9 protein-coding genes and 4 pseudogenes are annotated in these 12199 nt (G+C 55.9%); 2 read left to right on the forward strand and 11 right to left on the reverse strand.

The window, feature by feature from the left end; genetic code table 11:
• Positions 1-162: 162 nt before the first annotated feature.
• The 6 genes and pseudogenes from JZM24_RS16210 to JZM24_RS16235 form a co-directional block, all read right to left on the reverse strand.
• Positions 163-726: a hypothetical protein gene (locus JZM24_RS16210; RefSeq protein WP_215670967.1), complete on the reverse strand. Its 564-nt coding sequence runs from the start codon at positions 724-726 to the stop codon at positions 163-165.
• Between the two features lie 265 nt (positions 727-991).
• Complete coding sequence (tmaR, locus tag JZM24_RS16215; RefSeq protein ID WP_215670969.1) at positions 992-1336, reverse strand: PTS system regulator TmaR; 345 nt, start codon at positions 1334-1336, stop codon at positions 992-994.
• Between the two features lie 181 nt (positions 1337-1517).
• A pseudogene (locus JZM24_RS16220) lies at positions 1518-2257 on the reverse strand (FUSC family protein).
• Positions 2258-2638: 381 nt separating this feature from the next.
• The gene (locus JZM24_RS16225; protein ID WP_215670971.1) at positions 2639-2779 is read right to left on the reverse strand and encodes a hypothetical protein; all 141 of its coding nucleotides are present in this window, start codon (positions 2777-2779) and stop codon (positions 2639-2641) included.
• Positions 2780-3594: 815 nt separating this feature from the next.
• Entirely contained in the window at positions 3595-5355 is a 1761-nt protein-coding gene (locus tag JZM24_RS16230) for a hypothetical protein (RefSeq protein WP_215670973.1), read from the reverse strand.
• Positions 5356-5357: 2 nt separating this feature from the next.
• Entirely contained in the window at positions 5358-5801 is a 444-nt protein-coding gene (locus JZM24_RS16235) for a type III secretion system chaperone (RefSeq protein ID WP_215670975.1), read from the reverse strand.
• A gap of 492 nt (positions 5802-6293) precedes the next feature.
• Here JZM24_RS16235 and sbcB point away from each other — a divergent pair, with 492 nt between their 5' ends.
• A complete protein-coding gene (sbcB, locus tag JZM24_RS16240) occupies positions 6294-7715 on the forward strand; it encodes an exodeoxyribonuclease I (RefSeq protein ID WP_215670977.1) in 1422 nt (473 codons plus the stop codon).
• Between the two features lie 21 nt (positions 7716-7736).
• On the opposite strand, the pseudogene JZM24_RS16245 reads toward sbcB, so the two are convergent.
• The 5 genes and pseudogenes from JZM24_RS16245 to JZM24_RS16255 form a co-directional block, all read right to left on the reverse strand.
• Positions 7737-9111: pseudogene (locus JZM24_RS16245) on the reverse strand (APC family permease).
• A 232-nt stretch (positions 9112-9343) separates the two neighbouring features.
• Positions 9344-9880, reverse strand: a pseudogene (locus JZM24_RS20095) (type I glutamate--ammonia ligase); the annotation flags it as partial.
• Positions 9881-9887: 7 nt separating this feature from the next.
• Entirely contained in the window at positions 9888-9980 is a 93-nt protein-coding gene (locus JZM24_RS20100; RefSeq protein ID WP_512699075.1) for a hypothetical protein, read from the reverse strand.
• Positions 9947-10702 carry a type I glutamate--ammonia ligase gene (locus JZM24_RS20105; RefSeq protein ID WP_512699078.1) on the reverse strand — a complete coding sequence of 252 codons (756 nt, stop codon included), beginning with the start codon at positions 10700-10702 and terminating at the stop codon, positions 9947-9949. The genes JZM24_RS20100 and JZM24_RS20105 overlap by 34 nt, the downstream gene beginning before the upstream one ends.
• A gap of 131 nt (positions 10703-10833) precedes the next feature.
• Complete coding sequence (locus JZM24_RS16255; RefSeq protein WP_215670979.1) at positions 10834-11661, reverse strand: SDR family oxidoreductase; 828 nt, start codon at positions 11659-11661, stop codon at positions 10834-10836.
• A gap of 108 nt (positions 11662-11769) precedes the next feature.
• Here JZM24_RS16255 and hisH point away from each other — a divergent pair.
• Positions 11770-12196 (forward strand): annotated as a pseudogene (gene hisH, locus JZM24_RS16260) (imidazole glycerol phosphate synthase subunit HisH); the annotation flags it as partial.
• Positions 12197-12199: the final 3 nt, after the last annotated feature.

Genomic DNA, 12199 nt, shown 5'->3' on the forward strand with positions numbered 1-12199 from the left:
TCAACACGTTGCCGGCGTGCGAACTCTCCAGCCACATGCTGGCCGCCCTCGTCACCACTCCCTGTATGCCAATCATCCGATTGTCGCCGCAAGAAAAATTGCGTGCGCCGGCAAATGGTTTCAATAAAATTAATATGCATATAATTAATTCAGCACATCATTTTAATTTTTTTTATCTGGCCGCGTAAATTTTAGAAAATGCCTGATTTCGCGTTTCAGAATTTTTTTCATATGGTTGAAAAAAATTATTTTCCTTAGCTTTATCCGGCAATACAACTTCTGGCAACACACGCTGACGGGGGTAATCTTCGCCCGGCGCCACTGGGTTAATTGCGCATTACCCGGCGAATAGTTCGGTATCTGGGAATAGGACGGATCCGCGCCAGACATAAAGGCCAGCATTCCCGGCCCCTCTTGGTCGAGAGTGCGCCGAGCGGAGAGCGGCACCGCTTCGGTCATATCGCACGATGCTGCACCTTTTTTTTCCGCAGGGGATAATGTGCCAGGTAATTTCCCTAGCCAATAAAGTAATGCCACCAATAAAAATATTAATACAACCGGACGTAATATTATACCGGAATCATATTTATATACGGTCATGAGAGAACTTATCCGCCTTGAACCAAGGCCGCCGCTGACGCCCTTTTGCACCGGTAAAAATTCCGTCAGGCTCAGAAACTTCCATTTGCCACGGTCATCAATACAAAAAATAGTAACAAGATTCATAATAAATCAATAATTTAATTCAGTGGGTTAGCCCCATTATTCTCTGCCCTGACTCCTTGGTAGTGATTAAACTAACAGGCAAGGTGATAATGCTATCATCATTTTCTCCGCGGCGTTATTTTATTTATCTGCATCAGCTATATATATTTAACGATCAACAATTAATAATCATAATATATCATAGGCTATAGACCCCGATAAAAAAGGCCGGGGAGCGCCCGGCCTACTGTAGCTGTTTCTACCTCCAATGCAGCTTTTGCCGCACTTAAGGTTGTTTATCAATCACGGTGCTGAGCGCCTTGACTTCCCCGATTGCCTTCAGTTTTTTCGACAGCTCGCGGCGCTCTTTCGACAATTCGGCGTTCTTGATGATGTAATCATCGACGCGATCTTCATAATCGGTACGCATATTGCCAATAATCGCCTGGATTTCCTCAATGGACATACCCGATTTGATGTAGTCGCCCAGGTTATCCAGCAGCAGCACACGCTTCTGGTTATCGCGGATTTTTTTCTCATTGTCGGCGATCTCGCGCTGCAGCTTGTTTTTGCGGCGAAACATGCGCACGAATTCCAGGACATCGTGGAATGAAGGCTTAATGTGATCCATTTCAGTTTCCTTGTTTAGCTGATACGTTAAATTCTTTGCAATGCTGCGTGCTTACAGAGTAGCAGCTATGCACCACTTTGGCATACCCCCTATTCTACCCGCTTTTTGGCGATGGCAAAAATCTGTGCGCACGGGCTGGGCCGGCCTATGACTCCACGCGCCCACCGGGGCGCGGTGCCGGTTATGGCATTGGCCGGCGAAGTGTGATACACAGCAGCTGTTCCAGCTGTTGGGCCAATTTCAGACTCAGCCACACATAGCCATAAATCGGGGCTTCGATCTGATGGCGCTGATTTATCTGATCTCGCATTTGATGAAGCTCCGCCGCGATGGAGGCCAGCTCCTGGCTATTGGCGACGATAGGCTCGGGATTCCCCTCGCGCAACGCTTCCGCAAGCGTAGCCAGCGTCCGCAGGGTTCTGATTTGTGTGCTGCGCAACGACGTCGCGTTTAACAACAAAAAGTGGCTCTCGCGCGAGGCCCACCACGCTTCTATCTGCATTTCCAGCACGCAGACCATATTGCGGCTCAGCGTTTGGCCAGCGTGATACCGATTAATAGCGCCATGTAGGGGCGTTTGCCGAGCGTAAGGTAGCCGCAGAAAAACATTACCAGACCACACCAGACCAGCATGACCGGCAAGGAGATGAGTTCCAGACGCAGGGCAATAAGCCCCGAGGCGGCGCCGAATACCGTGCCGGCGATACGCTGAAGCGCGCGTTGCAGCACATTGCCCCAAAACGAGATAGGCCCAATGACCACCACCAGCGTAATCAGAGGCTATGTGCCTTCCGGCAGCGCCAGCAGGCGCACGATTAAGAAGGTGAGCACGAACGCCAGAGCGATGCGCAGGCCATGGGCGATACGATAATGCTGGTAAATACGGTATTCGAGAGGAGAAATTTTTTTGTCGAGACGCACGCCGGAGTAACCAAAAACCAAGGAAATAACTATTTTAGTCAATTTTAATTCCATTAAAATCAATAATAATAAAATCATTTTTTATACAAATTATGACATCGCCCACCTTGTTCCGTCTGCCAGGCGACCCTGGATTGATGACAAACACCGCGACGCTTTGCGTGCGGCGCAAGCGGCGTTACCCGCGCAATGGCGTGCAGGGCTTCTCGTTCCTCAATCTTGATGCCCCTTTGCCGGCCAAGATTGATGCAGGTGCAGGGACCATTCCGGCGGCCCGTTGCGTCACAGAGCATTCCGGCATCACATGGGCAGCCCGCAGCCGGATGCTGACGTTGCAGGGGACGGAGGGGAGCCAGAGATCATTGGCAATGACAGCTAGCGTTAGCCACTGACCGCCACCGACAGGATGTTACCGCAGCCGGTAGCACAGGCATCGGCAACGGTAACGGTATTGGCTTCGGCTTCGGCTTCGGCTTCGGCTTCGGCTTCGGCAGGACATTTTGCCAAATGCAGAGCAAACACCAGCCTTCCGTCACGACGGTTGCCCTTCTTTTTTTGGCGTTCTGGTAATGCACGAATCGGTGGCGTCGGCTGGCGGTGATCGCATCCAGACACCTGATTGTTAATGCAAAAGTAAACAATTACATTGCACTTTACAAAAACAAGGCGCTAGCGCGTCCTAAAAGTAAAAGGTCGTTTTAAATATGAAGAAAAATCACTTTAACTTAACAGCCGTTGTCAAATGGCTGCCAACCCAGTTAAATAATAGTCCACCCGCAAAAAAAACTCTGCCGTTTCATGGAGAACCATGATTATCCGGCTGATGAACAATCCATTCTTTGTTTTCATCTTGTCTTTTTTTAAATGCACGCCTTTCAGGATTGTTATTTGGTATTCAACTGCGGTTTAGGTCGGTATGTTTATGATGTCGGCTGTTCAATCGTATTTCCGGCTTAGCACATTTCATATTGGTTTACGTTTTTATGTATCCCATACACAAATTACGCAGTAGAATCTTGATGACCCGTTATTTTGCTTGGCGAGGTGTATTTATTGTTTGCTTATTATTTTGGATTGTTGTTGCGCTCATTCTTCGCTGGCTGGCATGATAAAAGCGGATGTCTGTACGCGGAGGTTAGCCCCGCGTGGCCCCGAACCGCATTTTATCAATTTAGCCCTGTCAGCCCAGCTGCGGCCATTGCCAGCCGATGTCTGTCAATCCCGTCCTTAGTCTGCTTCGCTACTCAGCCGGTATTGCTTGCTTGCGTCGTCAAGAATTATCGTCCCTCGATTGGGCGGTGTCTCGCAAACGGTGTCATTCACATGGCGGGCCGCAATTAATCGAATTCGCCAATCATATTGACCGGCGGTGTTATCGATTCCGGCCGCGCAGACAATTCCGGCAAGGGTTCCGGCACGGCACAGCGCCAGGTTTTCCGCAGCACCAGCCGGGCCGGCCCCAGCGTGAAGCTGTGTTGCTCGACGCCGTGCTGATTTAGCCGCAAGTGAATATGTACGGTACTCGATAACGTCGCCGTTCCGTCTGGCTCGCCAGGGGTATTTTCACAGCGTGGAGTCGGTCTGAAGCCGACAACCTGCCAGCATAAGGTTGCCGCGACATTGACGCCATCGCCCGGACTGACCTCAAAGCTTACCGCCGGTTTCGCCAACTGTAGCCAAAGTCCTTGATAGACTATCCGGTCAGGCTGACCACCATCGAATTGTGACAGGATACGCTGCCCGACCGCCTCAACGATACCCGCGGGATTGAGCAGGCGGGTGAGGGCCAGCAAACTTAGCGCGTTATCCTGCACCAGCGCGGATAACTGCGCCAGCGCATCGTCCCGCGCGGAAGGCGACCTGGCGCCGCAGGCATAATGCCAGGCGCTGTGCCACGCCTGTACGCCTCTTGGGACCCACAGCCGCAGATCCTGTTCCGCCGGGTGCACCCTCAACGCCATGCCCTCTTCCCAGGCCCGATCTAACGCCGGGTCTATTGCCCATTTGCCGCGCATCATCGGGTGCTTTATCGGCAACGCGAAACCGTGGCGTCTATCAAGGCACCGTTGTTCGTCCGGTTCGACTTCCCGCGCTAACGTGGCGGTCACCGCAGCAATTTCATCCGGCATCGCGGGGGTGGCGGTGATTTCCGCGTCCGGCAAACGGCGGAGAAAGGTCAACAAGCTATCCCGCTGCAGCCGGAACCTCTGGCCGACCGGGGTCGATAACGTCGACAATGACGTCTCCATAGCCGGCAATTGACCACACACATAGGCTTTAAGCACCAAACGGGTCACGGCCTGCGGCGTCATGTCAGCGGTGACTTTAAGCGAGCCGGGTAAACTTCTGACGAATAAGGTATTGATATCGCATGCCGCCGGCAGGAAACCCAAACGCTGATAGATCAGACCCTTTTTTCGATACAGCATACGGAAGAGATCTCCTCCCGAGGCGAGAAGCCAGGCTTTGACCGGCTGCGTCGGCGAGCATTTATCGTCTGGGGCAAGCAGTCGGCGTAAATACCATGCGGCAGCATGGTGGCCGAAAAACGTGGGAGGATATTTGCTCGTGTCGAGGACAGCCCGCTTGAACGCCGCCATCAGCGGTGCCGTAAGCAAGCGCCCGCCGGTTATCCCTGCCAACGCATTGCGTAGCCCCGTGCGCAATACGGCTTCGCCGTTCTCCTGACTACTGAGCGCCGTCAGCACTCTTTCCAGCGGATGGTCCGCCACCTCCGGCGGTATTAATTCAGTGAGAGAGGCGGCCAACGTCTGGAGCCAGGGTTGGTAATCCCGGGACGCCAACAAGTGCCGCACGAAATTGGCGGCGCCGTCTTTGCATTGCTGATGGGTTTCGGCCAACAATGCCGATCGGCCAAACGCCACCAAATCCGCGTCATAATCTTTGAACATGGCGGTATCTTGTAGCGTCGCCTGCCCGAAACGCAGCATATCGGCGGCAATACCATCCGCCAGACGATCGCGGTTCAGACTGCCGCAGGTAATCCTGCTTGCTAACTGATTCAACCATGTCGATTTATCCAACAGGGCATAGGTAGCGGTGCGCAAGACAAAACCAGCGCGGGAGACAGGTTCCATAATCACCTCACAGCAAAGTGGTTTGTTGACCGCGGTGCGCCATGTACGCCAAGATGGCAAGCAATATCGGGCAGATTTTTCAGCCAGTAATGCGACTGGTCGATCAGATTTTCAATATTTTCCAGTGCGCTTTGCGCGCTGTTATAAGCCAGATCCATCAGAAAAAACAGGATAATACGCTGGCCACCGACATCGTAACCAAACCAACAACGGTGGGTAGCGATGCCAAAGAGTTGCACCTGCAATAAGGAGGCGAAAAAGTCCCCCGATAATTCACCGGTAATAGCCATTACCGGTGAGAAAATATAGACGCAACCGTTATGGTGCTCCAGCGTCACCCGGATATTCTTATCGAATTCCAACGTGCAGCCGCCGCTATCGATCGCTTCATCGAGATTGAGATGGGTTTCCACAGAGAGTACATGCAATAATTGTTCAAACGTCATTATTATCACCATTAGTGAGCAACGGATACGGGCATTCCGCATCCCAATCGGTTGAAATACAGGTAATATTCCGTTTTTATGCTGACGCGATGTTTTATTTCCTGCGGATCCTTCCGGGCGCACTGTCGTTAACGTGTCGCGGTCTGGGCCGGGCGACTTCTGAAACGCCGTCAACGAAAGACAGTCCATTAACTATAAAGTAAATGAACGGGGATGATTGGCGCGCCGGCATAAATCAGGTTAATGTCAGTTTTCCTGACGGTGAATGAACAGACTGCGCCGCGTCAACCGGCCAAACACGTTAACTTCGAGGGGGGGAAGGGGTACGCAGCCATTGATGGCACGTTCAGAATCTACTCCTCCCCACGTCTGCATCATCGCGGTAACATCGTCAACGACAGCACCAGACTACCTGGAACTCGGTGAACATAATGGACGGCATAAAAATGACTCATAAAGGAATTCACTACCCTAACAGGGCGGGGGCACAACATGGCTAACCCGTTAAAGCAACCCACCTTTCTGGTGCACGATTACGAAACGTTTGGTAAGCACCACGCTCTTGACCGGCCGGCGCAGTTCGCCGGGATCCGCGCCGACAGCCAATTCGAGACCCTGGGCGAGCCGGAGGTCTTTTTTTGCCGTCCGACCGATGATTATTTACCGGACCCGGAGGCGGTGCTGATTACCGGCATTACACCCCAGCAGGCCTTGCGTGACGGTGTCACAGAAGCGGAATTCGCCCGCCGTATTCATCAATTATTCAGCGTACCCGACACCTGCATCTTAGGTTACAACAACGTTCGCTTCGACGATGAAGTCAGCCGCAACCTGTTTTATCGCAATTTCTACGATCCCTACGGCTGGAGCTGGCAGCAGGGTAATTCCCGTTGGGACCTGCTCGATGTGGTGCGCGCCTGCTATGCCCTGCGCCCCGACGGCATCGAATGGCCGCTGAATGACGACGGGCTGCCCAGCTTCCGGCTTGAGAATCTGACCCGAGCTAACGGGATTGAACATGCCAACGCGCATGATGCCATGGCCGACGTCTATGCCACTCTGGCGATGGCCAAACTGATGCGTCAGGCGCAGCCGAAGCTGTTTGACTATCTCTACCGCCACCGCGGTAAGCGACCGTTGAAATCGCTTGTCGACATCGCAACGATGAAACCGCTGGTGCATGTTTCGGGCATGTTTGGCGCCGCCCGGGGCAATACCGCCTGGATTGCGCCGCTCGCCTGGCATCCCGACAATCCGAATGCGCTTATCGTGTGCGATCTCGGTGGCGATATGCAGGTGCTGGCGGATTTGGACAGCGATGCACTGCGTACCCGGCTGTACACGCGACGCGACGCGCTGGGTGACAATGCCGCGGTTCACTTGAAGTTGGTGCACCTGAATAAGTGCCCGGTGCTGGCGCCCGCCAATACGCTACGGCCAATGGATGCCGAACGCCTCGGCATTCAGCGTCAACGCTGTCTGGAGAATTTAACCTGGCTGCGCGCGCGGCCGGAACTGCGCGAGAAAGTGGTGGCGCTGTTTGCCGAAAGCGCGCCTTTTACGCCTTCGGATGACGTGGATGCTCAGTTGTATGATGGCTTTTTCAGCGATGCCGACCGCGCCGCGATGGAGATTATTCTCGCCACCGCGTCGGGAAATCTGCCGACGCTGGATATCAGCTTTGTCGACCCGCGCCTGAAGCCGTTGCTGTTCCGCTATCGCGCACGCAATTTCCCCCACACGCTGGACCACGATGAGCAGTTACGCTGGCTTGAGCACCGCAAGACCCGCTTCACCCAGCCGCGGCTGGAGGCCTATGTGCAGCAGTTGGAGACGCTGTATCTGGCCCATGAAGGGGATGAGCACAAAACGCGGCTACTGCGCGCGCTGTTCGAGTATTTGCAGACATTGTAACGGGAAGGCGGCGGCGCCGCGCTACCCCGCCATCTCTTCACGATATTGCGGCACCGCGCGGCGAAAACCGCGCGTCATCAACAGCAGATACACCACGCCCGTAGCACCCCAACTGAGACCGAGCATCATGGAGCTGGCTTCCAGATTAAGCCACAGCAGGCCTACCGTCAGCAGCCCAACCAGCGACAGCAACAGATAGTGCAGGTGATCGCGCCAATGGCGGCGACGCTGTTCCCGCAGCCAGAATTGCGCGATAACCGACAGATTGACGAAGCTGAACGCAACCAGCGCGCCGAAGTTAATCAGCGCGGTCGCGGTGACCAGATCAAATGACACCGCCGACAGAGCAATCAGGCCCACCAGCAGTACATTGAGGGCAGGCGTGCGCCAGGTGGGATGGACAAAACCGAAAAAGCGCGCCGGAAATACGCCATCGCGCCCCATGACATACAATAGCCTTGAAACGCCAGCATGGGACGCCATGCCGGACGCCAGCACCCGTTACACAGGAAAAACACAGCACCACCGACTGAAACAATTTCCCCGCCACGTAGAGCATGATTTCCGGCTGCGAGTCGTCAGGATGGTGAAAGCGCGCAATGGTGGGGAAAAACAGCTGCAAAAAGTAGGAGACAATAATAAAAATAATGCCGCCGACGAGCGCCGTCAGGAAAATCGCCCGGGGGATCACCCGTCCGGCATCCGGCGTTTCTTCCGAGAGCGAACTGATGCCGTCAAAACCCAGGAACGAGAAACACAGGATCGTGGCGCCGGTTATCATGGGAATGAGGTGGGCGTTGTCAGACCAAAACGGCGTCATACTCACCAGCGTGCCGCTGCCTTCCCCCTGCATCACACCGCGGATAACCAGTCCCAGAAACACCAGAATAATTGCGACCTGCAGCACCACAATCAGGCCGTTGAAATGGGCTACCAGACGGATGCCGCGTAAATTGAACAGCGTCATCATCGCGATCAGCGCCGCGACGAAAATCCATGCCGGCAACGACGGAAATAGCACCTGCAAATAAATTTTGGCCAACAAAATGTTGATCATCGGCATAAAAAGATAATCCAGCAGCGACGACCACCCCACCATGAAGCCGACGCCGGGGCTGATAGCTTTTTGCGCGTAGGTATAGTCCGAGCCGGCCGAGGGAAAGCGACTGACCAGCTTGCCGTAGCTGAGCGCTGTGAACAGCACGGCGCACAACGCTACCGCATAGGCGGTCGCCACATGCCCGTCGGTCAGGCCGGAGACGATACCGAAGGTATCGAACAAGGTCATCGGTTGCAGGTAGGCCAGGCCTATCACCACCACCTGAAACAAGGTCAGGGTTTTTCTTAACGTAGCGCGTTCGGCGGTCGCCGGCCCTGCCATCACATTCTGCCCCATAGCTCTTTACGTCCTCATGCACGCGCGAAGGCGCCTCATCGGGTAACAACATGTCGCGCGCCTGCCAATCTGCGCGAAACAACGATGAAAAAACCGGCGCTGCGAGGCGCCGGTTTTTTTTCGGGCGGTATTTTGCTACAGCGACGCCGGGATGGCAAGCCGCGCCGCTTCAGGCATTGTTCCGCATCCAGTCAATTTCGGTGGTCGTCACCCGCCGCTCGAACTGACGCAGCTAGGCGGCTTTACAGGTATGAAACAGACGGCAAAAACGCTCACCGAGCAGGGCCTGCAGGCGGGTATCATTGGCGAACGCCGTCAGGGCCTCACTCTGACGCAGCGGCAGCGGTTCTCCCCCTGCCAGCGCCCCATTGCCACGTACCCTCGCCGGCAACGGCGCGTTGCCGTCCAGCCCGTGTAAGATGCCGGCCAGCAGCGCCGCCACGACTAAATATGGGTTGGCATCGGCCCCCGCGACGCGGTATTCCAGACGGCAATTATCCGCATCGCTACAAGGAATACGCACAGCCACCGTCCGATTTTTGAAGCCCCAATTCGCGCGCAGCGGGACATAACCGCCCGGCTGAAAGCGGCGAAAGGCGTTAACGTTGGGCGCCAGCAGCGCCATGGAGGCCGGCAACAAATCCACGATGCCGGCGATAGCGCGCGCCATCAGCGGCGACGGGCGCCCATGCGGACCGATGAAACCATTGTTGCCTGCGGCATCCCGCAAGCTGAGGTGGATATTCAGGCCGCTGCCGGTCCAGGCTTCATAGGGTTTAGCTCATGAAGGTCGCGGTCAATCGGTGTTGCTCCGCCACCCGACGCACCAACCGTTTCAACTGCAACGCCCGATCGCAAGCTTCCAGCACGCTGTCGCTATGGGCGAGATTGATCTCGAACTGCCCCGGCGCGGATTCCGCGACCGCCCCCCCTCCGTGGGTAACCCCTGAAGGCGCGCCAGCCGGGCGATGTCGTCCAGCACCGCGCTACAGCAATCCAGTCTATCCAGCGAATACACCTGGCACTGTTTTTGACGCGTCTGCCCCTGGTGCTCACGGGGCGGCTGCGGCATTTGCGCCGCATTACGCCGTCGGTCCAGCAGATAAAATTCCAGCTCCGCCGCCACCACCGGATAAAGCCCGCGCGCGCGCAATTGCTGCCAGAGGCGGTTGAGCACATTACGCGGCTCAACCTCGAAAGGCTGACCGTCGTTATCTTGCATGGTTAACTGAAATTGGGCGCAATGGGCCGGATCGGCGGCGGAGGGTTTAAGGGAGCCTGCCAGCGGTAAACAAAGCAGGTCTGGTTCGCCTTCCGCGCCAAGAAGGCCGGCGGTCGCAACCGTTTCACCGGTTACGGTCATGGCATACACCGAGGCGGGAAAATAAAAACCGTGGCGCAAATTGCGCACGCTGGAAAGGGCAACACGTTTACCGCGAAAACTACCGTTAAGATCCGTTAGCAGGAGTTCCACCTGCCGGGTATGAGGATAGCGTTCCAGATACGCCATAACTTCGCGCTGGAACGCGCTGGTTCGACTCACTGCCGGTCCGTGGTCGAAAACCGCCGGGCTATCTGCCAGATTTTCCATAGGTCACCTGCTAACGCCTGTGGCCGGCGCGTTTAAGAGCGACGTGAGTGCGGCGTAAGAAACAACAACGCCCCTCATCAACCATAGCGGTAAGCCCGCCGGCTGGTAAATCGCAGCCGGACCTTATTGCGTCAGGCTAATGGCATGGAAGCAGGATCGGGATAGAGATAATCAAAGCCCAGCTCTTTAGCAATCCGGCTGCCGTCAATAATTTTGCCCTCAACCGCGCCGCTGTCAGCCAGATAGACCGGGGGCGGCAGGCCTAAAGCACGGGCCATGGTCGGATAATAATCCCGCTTGGCGGGATGCCCGGGCGCGCATAAATTATAGCGATGGCCACCGCGCGGCAGCTGAAGCAGCAGGGTAATGGCGCTGATAACATCCGCCAGCTGGACCAGATTGACCCCCTGCCCGCCCCCAGGCAGGCCTTGTTTCCCCGCCAGGAAGCGGCCCGGGTGGCGGTCCGGCCCTACCAATCCCGCCAAGCGCAGGATATCCACCGAGGTGTGGGGTAATTGATGCAACCAGTTCTCAAGCTCGACCAGACACCTGCCCGCCGGCGAGCACGGCGCGGTCGGACTTTCCTCGCGCTTCACGCCGGGTCCCTCGCCATACACCGATGTCGAACTGGTGAAAATAATGCGCGGCACCGCGGCCGCCAGTGCGCTGTCCACCACCTGTTGGACCGCCAGAAAATAGTTTTCGGCTCCCTCCACCGTGCGGCTGGCGGGCAACGTAATGATAAGCGCATCCGCCTGGAACAGCGCCTCCAGATCGTCCGGATCGGCCTCCGGCAGCGGCGTAAGGTTCAGTTGATAACATTCGATACCGCTCATGCGAGCCGCATCGACACCGTCCGGCCGCGTTTTGGTGCCCACCACCTGATAGCCGCGGGCCAGTAAAGATAGCGCCAACGGCATTCCCAGCCAGCCCAATCCGACAATCGCCACTTTTTTCATTGCGCCCGCTCCCGTTTGTTCTCCCGCTTCCGATAAGCTTAACGCGAAGCGGTCGCGAAAGCGCCGGGTGTCGACACAAAAAAGTGTTGCACTCTGCATCAAACATGGTTGCAGGCGGACAAATTATTTTTGCCTGGCGTCGGCACCGCCCGGGCGGCCATGGATCAGTTGCGCGAGCGGGAACTCATTGCGCTGATTAAAGCCTGCACCCAGCCGGTGTTGGGAATTTGCCTCGGCATTATCGACGCGCCGGTCACGCGCATGGCGGACGTCGGTCTGCCGCTGCCCCATATGGGCTGGAATCAGGTGACCGCAGGCCGGCAATCGCCTATTCCGCGGCATTGACGACGGCAGTTATTTTTATTTCGTCCACGGTTATGCCATGCCGCTGTGCGCCGCCGCCATTGCCCAGGCCAGCTATGGCGCGCCGTTTACCGCCGCAGTGGAGCAGGATAATTTCTTCGGCGTGCATTTTCACCCTGAGCGCTCCGGCGCCGCCGGCCGCCATCTGCTGAAAAATTTTTTGGAGATGTAACCG

Origin of the sequence: Candidatus Sodalis endolongispinus (assembly GCF_018777395.1) — a bacterium.
Taxonomy (GTDB): Bacteria; Pseudomonadota; Gammaproteobacteria; order Enterobacterales; family Enterobacteriaceae; genus Sodalis_B; species Sodalis_B endolongispinus.